General features: G+C 60.4%; 19 protein-coding genes. 6 read left to right on the forward strand and 13 right to left on the reverse strand.

Going from position 1 to position 19,134, the window contains the following annotated elements; translation table 11 throughout:
* The first annotated feature begins 129 nt into the window (after positions 1–129).
* A complete protein-coding gene (gene galU / locus EV561_RS04620) occupies positions 130–1,017 on the forward strand; it encodes a UTP--glucose-1-phosphate uridylyltransferase GalU (RefSeq protein ID WP_132518142.1) in 888 nt (295 codons plus the stop codon).
* A 147-nt stretch (positions 1,018–1,164) separates the two neighbouring features.
* Here galU and EV561_RS04625 read toward each other — a convergent pair whose 3' ends face one another.
* Positions 1,165–2,700 (reverse strand): outer membrane beta-barrel protein, encoded by a 1,536-nt coding sequence (locus tag EV561_RS04625; RefSeq protein WP_132518144.1) that lies wholly within the window; start codon positions 2,698–2,700, stop codon positions 1,165–1,167.
* 220 nt (positions 2,701–2,920) lie between these two features.
* On the opposite strand from EV561_RS04625, the gene EV561_RS04630 reads away from it, so the two are divergent.
* The gene (locus tag EV561_RS04630) at positions 2,921–3,916 is read left to right on the forward strand and encodes a KpsF/GutQ family sugar-phosphate isomerase (RefSeq protein WP_132518145.1); all 996 of its coding nucleotides are present in this window, start codon (positions 2,921–2,923) and stop codon (positions 3,914–3,916) included.
* On the opposite strand, the gene EV561_RS04635 is transcribed toward EV561_RS04630, so the two are convergent.
* The gene (locus tag EV561_RS04635) at positions 3,917–4,375 is read right to left on the reverse strand and encodes an NfeD family protein (protein WP_132518147.1); all 459 of its coding nucleotides are present in this window, start codon (positions 4,373–4,375) and stop codon (positions 3,917–3,919) included.
* Positions 4,376–4,378: 3 nt separating this feature from the next.
* The gene (locus EV561_RS04640) at positions 4,379–5,398 is read right to left on the reverse strand and encodes an SPFH domain-containing protein (RefSeq protein WP_132518149.1); all 1,020 of its coding nucleotides are present in this window, start codon (positions 5,396–5,398) and stop codon (positions 4,379–4,381) included.
* A 251-nt stretch (positions 5,399–5,649) separates the two neighbouring features.
* On the opposite strand from EV561_RS04640, the gene queC reads away from it, so the two are divergent.
* Genes queC through queE form a run of 3 tightly spaced genes read left to right on the forward strand, consistent with a single transcriptional unit; the run spans position 5,650 to position 7,450 of the window.
* Positions 5,650–6,360 carry a 7-cyano-7-deazaguanine synthase QueC gene (queC, locus tag EV561_RS04645; RefSeq protein ID WP_132518151.1) on the forward strand — a complete coding sequence of 237 codons (711 nt, stop codon included), beginning with the start codon at positions 5,650–5,652 and terminating at the stop codon, positions 6,358–6,360.
* Positions 6,360–6,716 (forward strand): 6-carboxytetrahydropterin synthase QueD, encoded by a 357-nt coding sequence (gene queD / locus EV561_RS04650; RefSeq protein WP_132518153.1) that lies wholly within the window; start codon positions 6,360–6,362, stop codon positions 6,714–6,716. The genes queC and queD overlap by 1 nt, the downstream gene beginning before the upstream one ends.
* Complete coding sequence (queE, locus tag EV561_RS04655) at positions 6,713–7,450, forward strand: 7-carboxy-7-deazaguanine synthase QueE (RefSeq protein WP_132518155.1); 738 nt, start codon at positions 6,713–6,715, stop codon at positions 7,448–7,450. Before queD ends, queE begins: the two co-directional genes overlap by 4 nt.
* Positions 7,451–7,474: 24 nt before the next feature.
* Here queE and EV561_RS04660 read toward each other — a convergent pair whose 3' ends face one another.
* The 7 genes from EV561_RS04660 to EV561_RS04690 all read right to left on the reverse strand — a co-directional run bounded on the left by EV561_RS04660 (position 7,475) and on the right by EV561_RS04690 (position 15,625).
* Complete coding sequence (locus EV561_RS04660; protein ID WP_132518157.1) at positions 7,475–8,659, reverse strand: GGDEF domain-containing protein; 1,185 nt, start codon at positions 8,657–8,659, stop codon at positions 7,475–7,477.
* Positions 8,660–8,815: 156 nt separating this feature from the next.
* A complete protein-coding gene (gene hemH, locus EV561_RS04665; protein WP_132518159.1) occupies positions 8,816–9,850 on the reverse strand; it encodes a ferrochelatase in 1,035 nt (344 codons plus the stop codon).
* Between the two features lie 141 nt (positions 9,851–9,991).
* Positions 9,992–12,619 carry a bifunctional metallophosphatase/5'-nucleotidase gene (locus EV561_RS04670; protein ID WP_132518161.1) on the reverse strand — a complete coding sequence of 876 codons (2,628 nt, stop codon included), beginning with the start codon at positions 12,617–12,619 and terminating at the stop codon, positions 9,992–9,994.
* Positions 12,620–12,817: 198 nt separating this feature from the next.
* The gene (gene omp10 / locus EV561_RS04675) at positions 12,818–13,192 is read right to left on the reverse strand and encodes an outer membrane lipoprotein Omp10 (RefSeq protein ID WP_132518163.1); all 375 of its coding nucleotides are present in this window, start codon (positions 13,190–13,192) and stop codon (positions 12,818–12,820) included.
* A gap of 179 nt (positions 13,193–13,371) precedes the next feature.
* The gene (locus EV561_RS04680; RefSeq protein WP_132518165.1) at positions 13,372–14,823 is read right to left on the reverse strand and encodes a homospermidine synthase; all 1,452 of its coding nucleotides are present in this window, start codon (positions 14,821–14,823) and stop codon (positions 13,372–13,374) included.
* Positions 14,824–14,967: 144 nt separating this feature from the next.
* Entirely contained in the window at positions 14,968–15,336 is a 369-nt protein-coding gene (locus tag EV561_RS04685) for a DUF4440 domain-containing protein (protein ID WP_132518167.1), read from the reverse strand.
* Between the two features lie 4 nt (positions 15,337–15,340).
* Complete coding sequence (locus tag EV561_RS04690) at positions 15,341–15,625, reverse strand: YciI family protein (protein ID WP_132518169.1); 285 nt, start codon at positions 15,623–15,625, stop codon at positions 15,341–15,343.
* Positions 15,626–15,763: 138 nt separating this feature from the next.
* Here EV561_RS04690 and EV561_RS04695 point away from each other — a divergent pair, with 138 nt between their 5' ends.
* Positions 15,764–16,669 (forward strand): sensor domain-containing diguanylate cyclase, encoded by a 906-nt coding sequence (locus tag EV561_RS04695; RefSeq protein WP_132519811.1) that lies wholly within the window; start codon positions 15,764–15,766, stop codon positions 16,667–16,669.
* Between the two features lie 16 nt (positions 16,670–16,685).
* Here the strand turns inward: EV561_RS04695 and EV561_RS04700 are convergent, their stop codons facing one another.
* The 3 genes from EV561_RS04700 to EV561_RS04710 are packed head-to-tail and all read right to left on the reverse strand — an operon-like array spanning position 16,686 to position 18,984.
* Complete coding sequence (locus EV561_RS04700) at positions 16,686–17,201, reverse strand: hypothetical protein (RefSeq protein WP_132518171.1); 516 nt, start codon at positions 17,199–17,201, stop codon at positions 16,686–16,688.
* Complete coding sequence (locus EV561_RS04705; protein WP_132518173.1) at positions 17,198–17,839, reverse strand: aminotransferase class IV family protein; 642 nt, start codon at positions 17,837–17,839, stop codon at positions 17,198–17,200. Before EV561_RS04705 ends, EV561_RS04700 begins: the two co-directional genes overlap by 4 nt.
* Positions 17,824–18,984, reverse strand: a complete 1,161-nt coding sequence (locus EV561_RS04710; protein WP_132518175.1) for an aminodeoxychorismate synthase component I — start codon at positions 18,982–18,984, stop codon at positions 17,824–17,826. The genes EV561_RS04705 and EV561_RS04710 overlap by 16 nt, the downstream gene beginning before the upstream one ends.
* Between the last annotated feature and the right edge of the window lie 150 nt (positions 18,985–19,134).

A 19,134-nucleotide genomic window follows, 5' to 3' on the forward strand; every position in this document is an offset into this window, starting at 1 on the left:
ACGAAGTCAACAAATTCTTTACCATGGAAGACAGGCTCAGTCACCATTTGCAAAACAGTAGCAAACTTATACTAGAGACTAGCCAGTTTGCCTTGAGCCAAGGCAAATCATTCGCCCCAGGAGGTATGTGTGGGAAAGCATAGTAAGGTGCGTAAGGCAGTATTTCCGGTGGCCGGACTTGGAACGCGGTTCTTGCCCGCGACAAAGGCCGTGCCGAAAGAAATGCTGACCGTCGTCGACAAGCCGGTCATTCAGTATGTGGTCGATGAAGCGATGGAAGCCGGTATCGAGCACTTCGTCTTCGTCACCGGCCGCAGCAAGCACGTCATCGAAGACTATTTCGATATCCAGTTCGAGCTGGAGCATACGCTGCGCCAGCGCAACAAGAAGGCGGAACTGACGCTGTTGAACGGCTTGCTCCCAAAGGCCGGCACAGCGAGCTTTACGCGCCAGCAGGAGCCGCTCGGTCTCGGCCACGCCGTCTGGTGCGCCCGCGAGATCGTCGGCCACGAGCCTTTCGCGCTGCTTCTGCCCGACATGGTCATGCGCGCCGAAAAGGGCTGCATGAAGGGCATGATCGAGCTCTACGAGCATAGCGGCGGCAACGTCATCGCCGTCGAGGAATGCGATCCGGAACAGACGCACAAGTACGGCATCGTCGGCGTCGGCGACACGGTCGGCTCGGGCTTCAAGATTACCGAGATGGTCGAGAAGCCGGCAAAGGGTACCGCGCCCTCGAACTTCTTCATCAACGGTCGCTACATCCTGCAGCCGGAAATCTTCTCGATCCTGGAAACCCAGGAACGCGGGGCCGGCAACGAGATCCAGCTGACCGACGGCATGCTCAAGCTTGCGAAGGAGCAGGATTTCGCCGGCTATCACTTCAAGGGCGAGACCTACGACTGCGGCGCCAAGGATGGCTTCATCCTCGCCAACGTCGCCTTCGCGCTCTCGCGCGCGGATATCCGCCCGACCATCGAAGATGGTTTCAAGGCGCTCCTCAACGCGTTGAAGTAATCCATCGTCTCTTAGGCGGCGCCCCGCTTGTGGCGCCGCATTTCCCTGGAGCATTTCCGTTTTTCTTCGAAGCACGGAAATGCTTTATCTCTTTGATTTGGCACAATTCCAGACGCAAAACCGCGCTACACTTTCGCTGGAATTGCTCTACCGCTTGGCGGCAATGCCGATGCCGGCGATGAATTGTTGGGTGTCGTCACCCGTCTTTCTCGATGTCAGCTCGTAGCCGAGGTCGCCGGTCAGGTCGAAGTACCGGTTGATGCCCCAGGCAAGGCCGGTGCCGATGTCGTACACTGTCTCATCATCGAAAGTGCTGTTCGAAGGATAGTCGCGCCAAGTGATGCCGCCGGTCAGCTTGCCCGTCAGGTTGTCGCGCAGTTGATGATTGATGGTGTTGGTCAGCTGATAGGCGACGTAGCCGCTGTCGCCTGCTGCCGTCGACGGTTCGACGGTGGTGGAGAAGCCGATGTTGACATCGGTGCCGCGCTGCGGCGACCAGGCGATGTTGCCGTCGATCGTCGGCGAATCGATGGCCTCCAGGCGGGAATCCTCGAACTCGGTGCGTTGATAGCCGATGCCCAACTCACCCTTCAGCTTTTCGCCGAGATCGACTTCGACACCGACCTTGCCGCCATATCCATGGTTTGAACGGGCGTAGCCATCCGAATCGAGGTGCTGGTCGTAGAGTGTGCGGCCTAGATCGGCCTCGATGAAGGGAATGATCGCCGGGGAGAGTTCGTAGCCGATGCGGCCTCGCCAGGTGCCGGCCGTTTGGTTGCGGTCGCTGAGATTGACTTCCGTTCCATCGGAAAGCGTGGCGTTGGAATAGATGGTGCGGGTCAGCGCCACGGCTGTGGTGCCGCGCAGCAGGCCGAAATCGCGCTCGATGGAGAAGCCGCCGTCAAACTGATTGACGGCAGACTGCTTTGACGCATTGGCGATCGCGTTCGGATCGTCGGTATCCTCGCGGAAGAACTGGTAGCCGGCGGTCACATGCGCAGTGGTATCGGACGGAAGATCTAGGCGCAGGTCCGCATTGATATCGACCGTCGGCTTCTCTTCGCCTGTGCCGCTGATGTTCTTCTGCCAGACGCCATCGCCCTTGATCGTCAGCGAGTGTCGGTCCCAGTCCGATGTCAGCGTGCCGTTGAGATCAGTCTGCAGGTAGGAGCGGTCCTCGTCGTCGACGGAGCCGGTGGTCTGCTTTTCATAATTGATCGATTGGTTGACCGAGGGGCGCAGCGTAAACGTTCCAATCGGAATTCCCTGCGCGTCGTCGCGATCCGGATGCTGCTTGGCATTCAGGTTATCGACGGTCGTTTCACGGGCGTTGAGGCGCCTGAGATCATCGTCGAGGATGGAGCCCGTCGTTTGGGCGTCGGTGCCATCCAGCCGCAGACGGGGATTGAGAGGCGCGTTGCTGTCGTCGCTGGTGCTCTGGGTCGCGGCCTTCGAGGTCTTCGTCGAGGTGGCAGAGCCGGTCGAAGAGGAGCCGCCCGTTGCCGTATTTCCAGGAAGTGTATCGGAAAGGCTGGTGTCGTCGGTTGCGGATTGATTGGAATACAGCGACTGCGAACTGGCCGCGTCCGGCAGGACAAGAATGCCGCAGCCGAGCAGAGCCGACGCGGCGCAGGCCGTCAGCCGGAAGGGGCGTCCACCCGTCCTGTCATTCCATATGCCCATGCAATTTCGCGTCCGGCATTTCTCAAATTCGTTACCTGAACGTAAAGCGATGTGGTTAACGCATCGTTGAGAAATTGATGCGGGCTGGAGCACTTCTTCGCAATCTCGAAAAGTTGAGAGTGCCTGTTCGCCGATTTGTCGGGGGATCATGTCTGCAGTGTATATCATTCCGTGCATTGCCCGATGGACTCGGATGGTGAAAAGCGTTAACGCTCAGCCCATGAACAAGAGAGCAGTCAACCTTGTTGAAGATGGCGTGATCAGTTCCGCCACCCGCACGATCGCCACCGAACGAAGAGGCCTTGAGGCGCTGGAGCGAGCGCTCGCCAATGGTCTGGCCGGTCCCTTCAATCGCGCCGTCGAACTCATCGGCCATAGCACGGGCCGGGTCATCGTAACGGGCGTCGGCAAGAGCGGCCATATCGGTGCAAAGCTCGCTGCCACTTTCGCCTCCACAGGAACGCCGGCGTTTTTCGTGCATTCGGCCGAGGCCAATCACGGCGATCTCGGCATGATCGCCCAGAACGACGTCATCATCGCCATGTCTTGGAGCGGCGAGACGGCGGAGCTGAAGAATATCGTTTCCTATTCCCGCCGGTTTTCAATTCCGCTGGTCGCAATTACATCAGGCGAAAAATCGACGCTCGGCCGGGAAGCTGACGTTGCTATCGTACTGCCGAAAGAAGAGGAGGCTTGCCCGCACGGGCTGGCGCCGACCACGTCGACGATGATGCAGCTTGCCATGGGCGATGCGCTTGCCATCGCGCTGATGGAGGCCCGCGGTTTCACCGCCGGCGATTTCCATGTATTCCATCCCGGCGGGAAGCTCGGTGCTTCCCTTACCCACGTTGCCGATATCATGCATACCGGCGATCGCGTTCCTGTCGTGAAGCACGGAACGCCCTTTACCGAGGCAATCTCGGTTCTTTCGCGCGGGCGCTTCGGCTGCGTCGCGGTGCTGGACGACGACGGTCGCCTGTGCGGGATCGTCACGGAGGGCGACATGGCCCGCAACCTGACGCGCAACCTCTCCGAACTCGATGTCGATGACATCATGACGCGCACGCCAAAGATCGTGAAGCCGACCACGCTTGCGACCAGTGCGGCCGCCGTGCTTAACCGGCACAATATTTCGGCGCTGATCGTGATCGATGAAGACAACCGGCCGATCGGGCTTGTGCATTTCCACGATCTGCTGCGGATCGGCGTCGTCTGATCAGAATGGTTCGACAGTCAGATCCCGGCCGTTGCTTGCGACGATCCTGACGCGCGTCCCGGCCGGCAGATCCGGCCCCATGACTGACCAGAATGTATCATCGAGGCGAATGCGACCGCGACCTTCGGCGATCGGTTCCTGCAGGGTCGCCGTACGACCGACGAGGCTCGCGCCACGCTGGTTCAGGAAGGGTTGGTCGGATGGTTTGTCGTTGCGATAGATATAGCGGCGGCCGAGCACGACCGTTATCACGGCAAGCGCTGCGAAGAGCAGCAACTGCAGCTGCCAGCTCCAGAACGCCTGATCCCATAGCGCCAGAGACAAAGCGCCGACGATGATGGCGGCAAGGCCGATCCAGACGAGGAAGACGCCTGGAACGATCAGCTCGGCCGCCAGCAGAACCAGTCCGACCACCCACCAGCTCCAGGGGCCAAGTTCCTCGGCCAGGCTCAGCAGCATGGATCAACTCCCTTGTGACGAAAGCGGATTGACCGACGGCGTGCTGCGCGGAGCGGTCGGGCGCGGCCGCGGGGCCGGCGGGACCGTTCCGCCGTCGTTGCCGCTATCGCCAAAGACCTCGCGGGCAATAGCGCCGATACCGCCGAGCGAGCCGAGGATGGACGAGGCTTCCATCGGCATCAGCACGATCTTGGAATTGCCAGCGGAACCGATCGCCGTCAGCGCTTCGGTGTATTTCTGCGCCACGAAATAGTTGATGGCCTGCACGTCACCGCTGGCGATCGCCTCGGAGACCATGAGGGTGGCCTTGGCTTCGGCCTCGGCCAGACGCTCGCGCGCCTCGGCGTTGCGGAAAGCCGCCTCGCGCTGGCCTTCGGCTTGCAGGATCGCGGCCTGCTTTGCGCCTTCGGCACGAAGGATCTGCGCGTTGCGGGAACCTTCGGCTTCCAGAACCTGCGCGCGCTTCTCGCGTTCCGCTTTCATCTGGCGTGCCATGGCGTCGACGAGATCGCGTGGCGGCTGGATGTCCTTGATCTCGACGCGGGTAACCTTGATACCCCATGGTCCGACCGCCTCATCGACGACGCGCAGGAGCCTGTCGTTGATCGTGTCGCGGTTCGACAAGAGCTCGTCCAGATCCATAGAGCCCATGACGGAGCGAATATTGGTCATGGTGAGGTTCAGGATGGCGTTTTCGAGGTGGGATACCTGATAGGCAGCCTCTGCGGCATTCAGCACCTGGTAGAAGGTCACGGCATCGGCGGAAACGCTGGCATTGTCCTTGGTGATGACCTCCTGGGTGGGCACGTTCAGTACCTGCTCCATGACGTTCATGCGTGCGCCGGTGCGCTCGATGAAGGGGAGGATCAGGTTGAGGCCCGGCTCCAGCGTGCGGGTATAGCGGCCGAAACGTTCGACCGTGTAACGGAAGCCCTGCGGTACCGTCTTGACGCCCGCAAACAGCACGAGGATGACCAGCACGACAAAGGCGATTACAACGATATCGAAACCACTGAAAAGCATCGAATCTCCTCTGGACCGGCCTCGGTCCTTGCGCCATGGCGCTTGTTAAGATGTGGGGATTTAACACGAAATTTGCAACGCGCGGATATAAAAAGCGTGGCCGCAGGAGCGTGTGTCAACTATAAGCCGCCAGCGCCCTACAATTTGAAGTGATCGCCGATCTCACCGCTTCACAATCTTGCCTCTTTGGCCTATTAGCCCCGCCATTCGCATCCGGTCGCAGCCTACCCGGTCAAAACAAGGACACAGTCATGAAAACTATCGTCATCTGCTCCGGCGGATTGGATTCGGTCTCGCTTGCCCAAAGGATCGCGGCCGAGCAGGATCTCTTGAGCCTCCTCTCTTTCGACTACGGACAGCGGCATCGCAAAGAACTGGACTTTGCCGCCACTTGTGCCAAACGGCTCGGGGTTCCGCACCAGATCGTCGATATCAGCGCGATCGGGGCCAGCCTCGGCGGTTCGGCCCTGACCGACGAAATCGATGTCCCCGATGGCCATTATGCCGAGGAGACGATGAAGGTCACCGTCGTCCCCAACCGTAATGCCATTATGCTGGCAATCGCCTTCGGCGTCGCAGCCGCCCGCAAGGCCGGTGCGGTAGCGCTCGCCGTACACGGGGGCGATCACTTCATCTATCCCGACTGCCGCCCCGGCTTCATCGACGCTTTCCGGACCATGCAGGAGCATGCGCTCGAGGGCTATGCCGACGTGACCCTGCTTGCGCCATATGTCACGGTTTCGAAGGCTGATATCGTCACCGATGGCGCCAAATACGGGACGCCCTTTGCCGAGACCTGGTCGTGCTACAAGGGTGGCGCGCGTCACTGCGGGCGCTGCGGCACCTGCGTCGAACGGCGCGAAGCCTTTCACCTGGCAGGTGTCGACGATCCGACCGAGTATGAGGATCCGGATTTCTGGGTCGCCGCCACCAGCGGCTTCTCGGCGACGGAGGTCAAGTGATGTTCAGGATCACCAAGGAGTTTCATTTCTCGGCGTCTCATCAGCTGACCGCGCTGCCGCCCGATCATCAATGCGCCCGGCTTCACGGGCACAATTATGTCGTCGAAGTCGAGCTTTCGGCAGATCGGCTCAACGAATACGGTTTCGTTCGCGACTATCACGAGCTGGCGCCGCTGAAGCGCTATATCGATGACAGCTTCGACCACCGGCATCTGAACGAGGTGTTTGGACACGGGCAGGTGACCGCCGAATGCCTTGCCAAGCACTTCTACGACTGGTGCAAGGAACTGCTGCCGGAGACCAGTGCTGTGCGGGTCAGCGAGACGCCCAAGACCTGGGCCGAGTACCGGCCATGAGCGGCGAGCGGCAAGGCGAAATCCGCGTCAGCGAGATCTTCGGCCCGACGATCCAGGGCGAGGGCGTGCTGATCGGCCTGCCAACCGTTTTCGTGCGCTCCGGCGGCTGCGATTACCGCTGTTCGTGGTGCGACAGCATGCATGCGGTCGATACCCGCTTTCGTGCCGACTGGCGGCCGATGTCGGTCGAGGCTGTCTGGGCGGAGGTAACGCGCCTTTCCGGGAACAAGCCGCTGATGGTGTCTCTTTCGGGCGGCAACCCGGCCATCCAGCCTTTCGGCGATCTCATCCGTCGTGGACATGAAGAGGGCTACCGGTTTGCGCTGGAGACGCAAGGGTCCGTCGCGCGCGACTGGTTTGCCGATCTTGACGTCCTCGTCCTGAGCCCCAAGCCGCCCTCAAGCGGCATGGATACGGATTGGACTGTGCTTGCAGACTGTCTCGAGATGGCAGGCGACGGACCAGAGATCGTGTTGAAGATGATCGTCTTCGACGATGCCGATTATGCCTATGCCAAGTCTGTCGCGGCAAGACATCCGCGCTATCCGGTCTATCTGCAGCCGGGCAACCACACTCCCCCGCCGCCGGATGCCGACGATGCCTATGTCGACATGGAAGGGCTGATGGCACGCATGCTCTGGCTGGTGGACAAGGTCACGCGGGACCGGTGGTTCGAGGCCCGTGTGCTGCCGCAGCTTCACGTCATGCTCTGGGGTAACCGAAAGGGCGTCTAAAACTCAGGTTTCAGGACGTAACGATCAGGCCACTCGCGTGCCGGGTTCCGGTCGAGGTGCGAGTGCGACGGTGTTTCTGCCCATGCGTTTCGCCTCATAGAGCGCCTTGTCGGCCTCCTGCAGCAGCTTTTCGTATGTTGTCTCGACTGGCGAGGCGGAGGCGACGCCCAGGCTCGCGGTTACGCGACCATCGCCGAGCCCGCGATGGCGGATGTCCCGTCGTTCGATGGCCGCCCGGATGCGTTCCGCCATCGCCAGCGCCTGCAGAGGCCCCCGGCCAGCCGAGAGCACTAGTATTTCCTCGCCGCCGAAACGGAACACGAAGGATGCCTCGTCGGCTGTTTCGCGAATGCATTGCGAGACGGCGCGAATGCAGGCATCGCCCTCGATATGGCCGTGAAAATCATTGAAGAGCTTGAAGTGGTCGATATCGAGCAGGATGGCCGAGATCGTCGACGGTCGTCCGGCTTCGTGCCAAAGCATTTCGCTGATCCGCGCCAGCGAACGGCGGTTCAACAGTCCCGTCAGTTCGTCGTGCTCGGCGTTGAGTTCGAGCCGGCTGTAGAGAAGGCTGCCTCGCAACTGGTTCAGGAAATTCTGCCGATCGGTCCGCTCCAGGAAATAGGCGCTGACCGCCAGGAAGATCGAGAGTGTCAGGTAGAAGGTGACGATGCCCGAATAGGTGACGTCATCGAAGGCGCCGGTGAGATGCGTGATCGCGAAATGCGAAGCGCACATCAGCGTCAACCCAGCCAGTATGGCGGGAAAACGCGGGCGCAACGCGATGACGAAGAAGAGGAAGGCGGCGGAATTGCCGTTCTGGTAGACGAAGAGATAGTGGCTGCTGCTATCCGTGGCGACGGCCATGGGAAGCGTCACGCCGAGCACGGCGATCGCGATCGACAGAAGGTCGTAGAGGAGCGCATTCGGCCAGCGGCGCACGGCCAATATGCAGCCAATGACGAAGGGCGTGAAGACAAGGAAGCGCGCCTTGACCATATCGTCGAAGACGTCAGGCACCATGGTCCGGTCGCCGAAATAGACGAGATCATAGATCAGCGTGCCGATGATGCCCCAGATGACCGAGAGCCTTACGCGCGCTGCCGCATAATCCTTGCTGAATCTCGGTTCCAGATCCGGGGAAAAGCGGAGAAGACGAAAGCCGCGCGCAATCTGGCGCTCTACATGGTCCAATGTCACGACGCTCATCGCCGAAATCCCCGCATACAGCACGACTGCTTAACGCTAGGGCAGAAAGCTGAAGAATTATCTAAAGTTAGAATGGGTTGTGAAGGAGAGGTAACTTCGTGCGGCCCCCTCACCCTACCCTCTCCCCGAGGGGCGAGGGGGAGATGGCGTGCCCCCTCAGACCCACCCCCGAAGTTCGCGGCGGACGACCTTTTCCAAAACCCGCATCCCGTCCTCGCTGTCGTTGAGGCAGGGGATGTGGGTGAATTTCTCGCCGCCATTGTGATGGAAGGACTCTTCCGCCTGGACGGCGATCTCTTCCAGCGTTTCGAGACAGTCGGAGACGAAGCCGGGGTTCATGACGGCGATGCGCTTGACGCCGTCCTTTGCGAGCTTTTCGACGGTCTTGTCGGTATAAGGTTGTAGCCACTCTTCCGGCCCGAAGCGGGACTGAAAGGTCACCATGAACTTCTCCTTGGGCAAGCCGAGCCTTTCGCGCAGCAGACGTCCGGTCTTCTGGCACTGGCAATGGTAGGGATCGCCCTGCTTGAAGTAGGACATGGGAATGCCGTGGAAGGATGCGAGCAGCATTTCCGGCTGCCAATCCAGCGTCGCCAGATGCCGGGTGACAGAGTTGGCGAGGGCCTCGATATAGGTCTCGTCATCGTGATATTCGGGCACGGTGCGGATTGCCGGCTGCCAGCGCATCGCCATCAATTTCTGGAATGCCTTGTCGTTGACCGTCGCGGTCGTCGCAGCCGCATATTGCGGATAGAGCGGGAAGAGGACGATGCGGTTGCAGCCGGCCGCCTTCAGCGCATCGATGCGCGAGGCGATCGAGGGCTGGCCGTAGCGCATCGCCCAGTCGACGACGACGTTTGGCAGGTCCTTCAGCCGTTCGCCCATGAGGTCGGACTGGTTGCGGGTGAAGGTGCGCAGGAAACTCTCGTTCTTTTCCTTGTTCCAGATCGTCTCATAGGCCTTGCCGACCTTTCCCGGGCGGGTGTTGAGGACGATGCCGAAGAGGATCGGGTACCATTTCCAGGGCGACCATTCGATGACACGCTTGTCGGTCAGGAATTCCCTCAGGTAACGGCGCATGGACGCGTAATCGGTGCCATCGGGCGTGCCGAGATTGACGAGAAGGATGCCGACCTTGCCGAAGGTGATCTGCGGGTGGTCGGTCGGCATGGCTTTAAGGTCTGCGGTCATGATGTCGGTCCCGGCGCGCGTCGATCTATACCGACCGTTCTGCGTCGCTAGCGGCGAACGGTCGGCCTTTACTTAGAAACAAATCCGGATCCGGGAAAGGCTCGACTCTATATCATGAGACCTTTTGTCCTGATTTCCGTTCTACTTGGCCGGGATGGTCAGGTCGTGGCCGACGGGCAGCCGGCGCGGATTGAGATTCTTGTTGGCCTCGACCAGCTTCCGCCAGAGTTCGGCGTCGCCGTAGTAGTGCTTGGAGAGATCCCAAAGCGTATCGCCGGCAACGATGACATGGGTCGTCGGTGTCGTCGCTTGCTCTGTCGCCGGCTCCGGTGTTGGTGCCGCGGCGGGCTCTGACGGGCTTGGTGTCGGAGCAGCGGGCGCCGGGGTGGATTGCGGTGCAGCAGGTGCCGGAGCGGGCCCAGCCGATGGTTCGGCGGCCGGCGCCGTCGGGGCCGGGGTTGCCGTTCCGGTGTCAGGGACAGGAGCCGGAGCCGGCGCTGGTGTAGCGGGCGTTTCCGTTGCCGGGGCCGGAGCCGGTGCCGGGGTTGTCGGTGAAGCTGGCGCGACCTCGGCCGGGGCAGGCTGGGTGGTCTGTGCCGTCGTATCGGCAGGAGGGACAGGTGCCGCCGGTTCCGATGGTGCCGGAGCTGCCGGGGTTGCCGGCGCTGTTGCTGCAGAGGTGTCGCTTGGGGCTGGCGCGGGGGCCGTGGTGGTCGGCGAGGCTGGTGCAGGCTCGGCGGGAGTCGGCTGGGTGGCCTGAGCCGTTCTATCGGGAGAGGCAGCAGGCGCTGCCGGTTCTGATGGAGCTGGTGTTGCCGGTTCCGATGGTGCCGGCGCTGCCGGTGCTGGTGCAGCAGATGTACCGCTCGGGTCTGGCGCAGGGGCCGGTGTGGCAGTTGACGCGGGCGCAGGCGGTGTCGGCGCCGGCGATGCAGGGGCAGGCTGGGCGGTTTGAGCAGTCCCGTCGGAAGAGGGAACAGGCGTTGCCGAAGCCGGAGGCGTCGGTGTGGTGGGTGCTGGTGTTGAACCCGGAGCAGGGGTATCGGGAGCCGCGGCCGCCGGTGCGGCGGCATTCTCCGACGGTGCCGGCGCGGGCTTTTCGCCCGAAGGGGCGATCTGCTTCTCGGTCGGCTGCGTCGATTCCTGCTGCGGCGAACCGGTAGCTGCGACCTGCGTCACGCGGCCGTCGAGATATGGCTTGTAGGGATTGTGTGCGGCGAGATAGTCGGCCACCACCTGTTCCAGGTTGGGGCCGAAGTCATAGGCATTCTTTCCGTCCTTGGCGAAGACCGTGTAACCGTCGCCGCCAGCGCGCATGTAATTGTTGCTGACGACTCCGTATGTCTTGTTCTGGTCGAGGGGCGCGAAATTGTCGCCTTCCTTGACTTCAACCGACGTGACGCGGCTGCCTGCCGGCTTCGATTTGTCGAAGCTGTACTTGATGCCCGACACCTGGGGGAAGCGTCCGGCACCATCATCGATCTGGCTTAGGCCGTTTTCAAGCGCGGCAATCACATCGGCGCCGGTCAGCTGGAAGGTCGAAATCGTGTTCTGGAAGGGCAGGACGGTGAGCACATCGCCCATGGTAACATTGGGGCCGCCGATCGAGGCGCGCAGACCGCCGCCGTTCTGGATGGCAATGCTGATCCCCTGCGCCTTGGTACGGTCGAGCATGGCGTCGGCGACGAGGTTGCCCATCGAGCATTCCTTGGCGCGGCAAACTTCGCGCGAACCTTCGATCGGGCCTTCGGTCGAGCCGATCACCTTCTGGCGCAGCTCTTCGATCGGCTTGGCCATCTCCTTGACGCGCGCGACGATTGCCGGATCTTGGGGAACAGACGAATCAAGCAGGATCGGATCGCCCTTGGCCTCCTTGACGACGCCATTGTCATCGAAGGTGACGACGATATCGCCCAGATATTTGCCATAGGCGGCGGCGGTCACGACAGGCACTTTATAGCCGCCGGGATTGTCGACCATGGTCGGATATGGGCCGGCAGCTTTCGGATCGGTGTTCGACAGAAGCGTATGTGAGTGGCCGCCGACGACCACATCGACACCGGGGATCTTGGCGATCTGGTCAAGGTCGCGCGGGTAGCCGACATGGGTGAGCGCGATGATCTTGTTGACGCCCTGCGCCTTGAGCATGTCGACTTCGGCGTTGATGGCCTGCGCGTCGTCGGTGATCTTGATATGCGGACCTGGGGAGGCGAGCTCCGGCGTGTCGTTCGCCACGGCGCCGACGATGCCGATCTTCTGGCCGCCGATATCGAGGACGATCGACTTCTTGACGCGGTCGCCAAGCTTCGATTGTGCGTCGGGAACGACATTGGCGCCGAGAACGGGGAACTGCACCTTGTCGAGGAATGGCGCCAGCGCCTCCTCGCCGTCGTCGAATTCATGGTTGCCGACGGTCATGGCGTCGAACTTCATGTCGTTCAGGAACTCGACTTCGGCTGCGCCCTTGTAGGTGGTGTAGAACAGCGATCCCTGGAAATTGTCGCCTGCATCCAGCAGGAGGACATTCTGGCCCTGAAGCGCCTGGCGGCGCTGGTCGATTTCCGTCTTCATCCGCGCCACGCCGCCGAAGCATTCCTTCTTGCTTTCCTCTTCCGCCGAGCAGGTGGCGTCGAAGCGATTGATCGGCTCGATGCGAGAATGAAGATCATTGATGTGCAGGATGTTGAGCTGGTAGTCGGCAAAAGCCGCACTGGTGCTGAGCGCCAAGGCTGAGACTGTCAGAAGTCCCATTCCCAAAAGCAGTTTCATCTTCTCACCCCTATTCTGGCGAAGGGCGAAACCTTCGCAACCCTCTCCCGCCTTGCGGGATCAGAAACTCTACGGGAGCACTCTATCGCGCTGGCAACTATAGAAAAAGCTGGCTTCTGCAGCTTCTTTTCCAAGAGGTATCACGCAAAAAAGCTCCCGCAAGGAGAGCTTTTCGCAATGGTTTGGAAAATGTTGGTATCAGCGACGTGCGAGCGAGAATTGGGCGCCGCTATCCGACGTGCAGTTCAACTGATTGGGGCCGACCAAGGCGCAGTTGACCTTGGACTGCGTCTTGCGCACGAGCGAGGTCATGTTGATTTCGACGAGGCCGGGCGACGTGCTTGTATAGGTGCCCGAGGCCAGAAGCTGGTTACTGTCTGTCGTGCGGGTGGTGAAGGCACCGGCCTGGAAGGTCGAAATGATGCCGTTCGGGTCGGCCCAGTTGCCCTCGACAGTCTTCGGAGCGGACGAAAGCGGCGTGGAAACATTCGTGGGCGTCGACGAGCCGAAGCTCATGCATGCTGACAGCGACGCGGCCACGAGAAGGAGGGCGAAGCTGGTTCTGATTTTCATTGTGTGTCTCCCGCAATGCTTTAGTTGGACTGTGCGCCGCAATATTTGCGAAAAACATGGCGCGCTGTCTGCCTGAAAGCAAGGCTTTGGGATGCATCGCTTGCGATTTATCCGACGAGCGTAGCAAAAATGCCCGCACCATCGGCGCGGGCATCTCGAGTTTCAAATATTAGGGCCGATCAGCGAACCAGGATATTCTTGAACTGCCAGGGATCCTTGGTGTCGATATCTTCCGGGAACAGGCCGGGGCGACCGTCGAGCGGCGTCCAATCGGTATAGTGGCCTTCGACCGGGCCGAGATAGGGCAGCTGTACTTCGAGGCAGCGCTTGTAATCGACCTCGTCGGCCTCGACGATGCCGGCCTTCGGATTTTCCAGAGCCCAGACCATGCCGGCGAGAACGGCAGAAGTCACCTGTAGGCCGGTCGCATTCTGGTAGGGAGCGATTCGGCGGGTTTCTTCCAGCGAAAGACGCGAGCCGAACCAGTAGGCATTCTTCTCATGGCCGTAGAGCAGGACGCCGAGTTCGTCGATGCCGTCCTCCAGCTCGTCCTCGTCGAGAACGTGGTGGACAGGCTGCGGATTGCCGCCATTGCCGAACATTTCGTGCAGCGAGAGCACGGCGTCGTTGGCCGGATGATAAGCGTAGTGGCAGGTTGGGCGGAAGGTGACTTCGCCGTCCTTGTCGCGCACCGTGAAGTAATCGGCGATCGAGATCGATTCGTTATGAGTGACCAGGAAGCCGTATTGCGGGCCGGGGGTCGGGCACCAGGTGCGGACGCGGGTATTGGCGCCGGGCTGCTCCAGGTAGATCGCGGCCTTGGAGCCCTTCTTATGCTTCTTGGCGTTCTTCGGCATCCATTCTTCATGGGTGCCCCAGCCGAGTTCGGCCGGCTGCATGCCTTCGGAGATGAAGCCTTCGACCGACCAGGTATTCCAGAAGACGTTGAGCGGCTTCGGGTGCTTGGTGCGTTGGGTGTCGCGCTCGGCAATGTGGACGCCCTTGACGCCGAGCTTCTTCATCAGCTTCGCCCAGCCTTCGCGGTCGTTCTGATCAGGCTCTTCGAACTTCAGACCGGTATCGCGCGCGAGGTTGACGAGCGCCTGCTTGACGAACCAGGAGACCATGCCCGGATTGGCGCCGCAGGTGGAAACGGCCGTGGCACCGCCCGGGTTCTTTTCCTTTTCCTTGCGCACGGTTTCGCGCAGAGCATAGTTCGTGCGGTCAGCATTCGACATGTTCTTGTCGAAGTAGAAGCCGAGCCAGGGCTCGACAACGGTGTCGATGTAGAGCACGTCATGCTTGCGGCAGAGCTTCATGATATCGAGCGAGCCGGTGTCGACCGAGAGATTGACGCAGAAACCCTGGCCTTCGCCTTCGGTCAGGAGCGGCTTCAAGAGCTCCTTGTAATTGTCCTTGGTGACATATTCCTTGATATGACGGACGCCGTGCTTCTTGAGGATCTCCATGTCGGAGGGCTCTTCGCGCGGGTCGATAACGACCATCCGGCTCTTGTCGAATTTAAAGTGGCGCTCAATCAGGGGCAGGGTGCCGCGGCCGATGGAGCCAAAGCCGATCATCACGATCGGACCGGTAATTTCGGCATATACCGGATAGTTCTCTTCCGTCATTCTTTTCTCCTTCGAAAGGCTGGAGCCATTCGTGTACGAAATTTAGGTGAAGTTTGCGCGAAACCGCGCGAGTATGTGCGGCTCTAAGCATAAATTTCTGTCACAATAAAGAGCCGGTGCATGATTGCAGGCAGTGGTGCGCCGCTAAGCCGCCAAAGTGCCTTGGTGAAACACCATGCGCCAGTTTCCGTCATCTTCCAAACGCCAGATTGAACTTCTCAACGTTTTTCGCTCGCTTCCATCTGAACGGGTGTGAACTGACTGGTAGGTCAGCAGTGCAACGCCTTCGGCGAGCAGCTTCAACTGAAAATCCGTTCCGCTGGTAACTCCTCTGTCGGGCTTCTCGCGTGGCAGTGCCTCCAGGGTCTGGTCAAAGTCCCAGAAACGGCCGGAACTGCCGATCTCGCGAAAGTCGGGCGACAGCAAGCCCGCTATCGCTTGGGCGGACGACCGGATGGTGGGATCGAAGAGCTTTTCCTCAAGCTGGCGAAGATGGGTGGCGAGATCGTCCATGGGATCAGCGCTTCAAAATGTCCAGTCCATCGACCACTGTTGTCACTGCGACTTCGGTGATTTCGTATTCGGCAATGCCGTGGATGGTGAAAGGGTCGGCGGCAACATAGGCCTCGATTTCGGCGCGGTCTCCGACGGCGAGAATCACGCCGCCGGTGCGCGGCACTTTACGGCCCGAGGCCAGGAACCAGCCCTCGGCATAGCCCTCCTTCACCCAGGCCATATGCGGCTCCATGTGCTTGTCGGCTTCCTCGTTGGGCTTCACATAGGTGAGGGCGAGTATATGCATCGAAATTCCTTTGGCAGAGATGGGGCGGCACATTTCGGCACAGATGAGTATCGTATCAAGTCACTGTCATCCATCATCTTTTCAGAACTTTGCATCATAGTGCCGCTGCTTGATCCCTAAGCCCCGGATTTGACCATGATGGACAATATATCCGAGCGGTTCGCCACGCTGCAGTGTGCGACTTCCGTTCTCATCGCACTCTATGACCAGGAAGACCGATTGCGCTATGCCAACGCGGCTTTCCGCTCGGCCTTTGCGCTGGATCCGGTGGAGACGCCTTTATGGGGTGATCTCATGCGGCGCAATACACTCGCTGGGAAGGGCACGATAATTCAAGCCGCGGATTTCGAAACATGGCTGGTGTCCGCGCAGTCGCGACGAGGCAAATTGCCGTTCAGGGCCTTCGAGACCGATCTTGCGGATGGGCGTTGGCTCTGGATGACAGAGACCGTTGAAGGGGACGGATGGATGTTGTGTATCGCGACCGACATTACCCACATCCGCGCGAGCGAAAGAGATCTGCGGCAGGACCGCGACTTTGCCCTCAAGGCTTCGCAAACCGATGAACTGACCAGCATCTCCAATCGCCGCTTCATGATGATGGCGCTTGAAGATCTGGTCTGCCGGCAGGTGGATGCCGGGACCGCACTTGGCTGTATCTGCATAATCGATCTTGATTTCTTCAAGCGGATCAACGACAGCTTCGGTCATCAGACCGGAGATGGTGTGCTCATCGATTTTGCGCGACGCGTGCATCCTCTCGTTCGTCGCCGCGACAGTTTCGGCCGCATCGGCGGCGAGGAATTCATGCTGATCCTGCCCGATACGACGCTTGCGCAGAGCGAGATGATCGTGGACCGGATTTTGCAATCGGTTCGCGGCGCGAGGCCAATCCAGGCGATGCCGGGCTTTTCCTATACCTGCTCGGCTGGCCTCGTCGAACTCCGTCCAGGCGAGACGGCGCGAGAAATCTATTCGCGCGCCGATGCTGCGCTCTACATGGCCAAGCACACCGGCCGCGACCGATTGAAGATCGTCGCTTAGGACGTGCGACCAATCACTATTCCGTTGAACCGGTCGAACGTTTGGGACGGATGAGACCTGACGCATCGCGTACCATCACGCGCCGACCTGGAACACCTAGGTACTCGTCGACTGAGCAACGTCCGGCTTGATCCTGCACAGTTACAACAAACCGTGGCCCATATCGTTCTACGGAGTAGCGTGTCGTTAGCTCACGAAATGCACTGATATCGGTGCCATGTCGCTGACAGAGATCGCAAAGGGCCTTTGCATAGAGAGCGATCGCTTTAGCGAGCGATTCTGACGTGGGTCCGCCGGAAGTCGTGCCGTTGAGGAAATCGACGAGTATGTATCTTTCGGGACTTCTTGCAGCCTCTCCAAATATCTCCGTGGCATAAACGCCGATCAGCAGACCGACCCCGCTTGCAAGGGAGTCGGATATGTTATGGCCAATCGATCTGAGTTTGCCGATTTTCACATCAACACCTAGGAACACAAAGATATAAATGAAGGGCGTCTTGATTGCTTGGTATTGCTTGATCGCCGGCGTCAAGGATTTACGATTTTTGCCGCGATCAGTCCGCGCAACGAATTCCCGACAAAGAGTTGGGCGTTCGCCAGATCATCCCTTGATATGCGACCGACACGGGCCTTGCGCTGGCATATGAGTTCGGTGCGCAGCACGCCGACGAGCAGGCCGCAGGCGATCGGCGGGGTGCGAAGGATGCCCGAGCCGTCATCAAGAAAGACAGAGGTGATGGTGCCTTCGCAGACGTCGCCGCGCTCGTTCAGCAGGATGACTTCGTCTGCCTGCTCAGCAGAGTATTCCGCGCGGGCAGCCTCATAGATGCTGCGGCGTGTCGTCTTGACTCTGAGAAGCTTGTCATTCGAATCAAGCCTCGTCCTTGCGACACGGACAGTCCATACAATATCAAATGCAAGCGGTGCGAAGGGGGCAGTCGTCACCTCGATCCGGCCCCTTGAATCGAAGGTGAGCCGAACACGCAGAGGGGCGGCACTGCCGACCACTGCTTCCTGAAGCTTTGCCACTGCTTCGCTTGGCTTGGGAAAATCGAGCCGGCGGGCTGACCGTTCCAGTCGCGCGAGATGCAGGCGCAGGCGGACGAAGCCCTGTTCCGGCTCGTAGCGAAGCGTTTCGATCAGCGAGATGTTCTCTAGCGCTCGATCCATCGGTCCCCCACTGCAAAGCGCGCTTTCAGCAGGCATTCCTCGTATTCCGCTTCCGCGGTCGAATCAAAGACGATGCCGCCGCCGACGTTGAAGACGGCACGGCCATCTTCGAACAGGCTGATGGTGCGGATGGCGACGGAGAAGCGCATGGCGCCGTCAGGTGAGATCATGCCGATCGCGCCGCAATAGGCGTCGCGCGGGCCGGTCTCCAGGTCATGCAATATTTCCATTGCCCGCATCTTCGGGGCGCCCGTTATCGAGCCGCAGGGGAAGAGAGCGGCGAAAATCTCGGCGATGGAAAGATCCGGCTTCAGCTTCGCCTGTACATGGCTCACCATCTGATGGACGGTCGGATAGGTCTCGACATCGAAGAGTTTTGGAACGTCGAGCGTGCCGACTTCTGATATCCGCGAGATGTCGTTGCGCAGCAGGTCGACGATCATCCGGTTTTCGGCCTGCGTCTTCTCGTCGGCGAGCATGGCGGCGACGATCTCCGCGTCTTCGGCCGGGCTATTGCCACGCTTTGCGGTTCCCTTCATCGGATGCGTTTCGATCCAGCCGTCCCGGTCGGTGCGGAAGAACAGTTCCGGCGAGCGGGAGAGGATGATCGGGCCGCCGAGATCGGCAAGTGCACCGTATTTGACCGGCTGGCGATCGATCAGTGACCAGAAGGCGGCGCGCGGATCGCCGTCCCAGCGGGCGGTGATCGGCATGGTGAGATTCGCCTGATAGCAATCTCCCTGGCGCAGATGCCAGTGCAGGCGGTCGAAGCGCTCTTTATATGCTGCGAAGTTCCATCCGGCTTTGGGGGCGGACAGGAATTCCGTGTTTTCTGTTCGTTGTTTCGGTTGGGCGAGGGGGTGCCCTGCCTGTTGAGGCGCATCGAAGATGCCGAAGCAGAGGAGGGGCGTTTCTCTATTGTCCGGCGTGAAGGGCGCCAGCTTCTGCTCGAAGGCGTAACCGGCCTCGTAGGAAAGATAGCCCGCAAGCCATTTGCCGGCACCATGCGCCTCTTGTAGGCGGTCGAAGGCAGGCAGGATATCGGCTGCGCTGCGGACGACGACCATGTCCGACGGCTCGGCGAAGAGCATTGTTTCGCCGGTCGTGTCGTCGCGGAAGAGGATGGAGCGCGTCGAGCGTGTCATGGCTTGATGCGTTTATCAGGTGACGGGACTGCGGCAAGCGTTGTTTTGCGACCTTGACGTGGTGCCGTGCGGCTAGCCCCCTCTGCCCTGCCGGGCATCTCCCCCATAGATGGGGAGATCGGCTGGGCGCACCGGCGTCGCCAGCAATTA

It is taken from the genome of Rhizobium sp. BK376 (assembly GCF_004341625.1).
Taxonomy (GTDB): domain Bacteria; phylum Pseudomonadota; class Alphaproteobacteria; order Rhizobiales; family Rhizobiaceae; genus Rhizobium.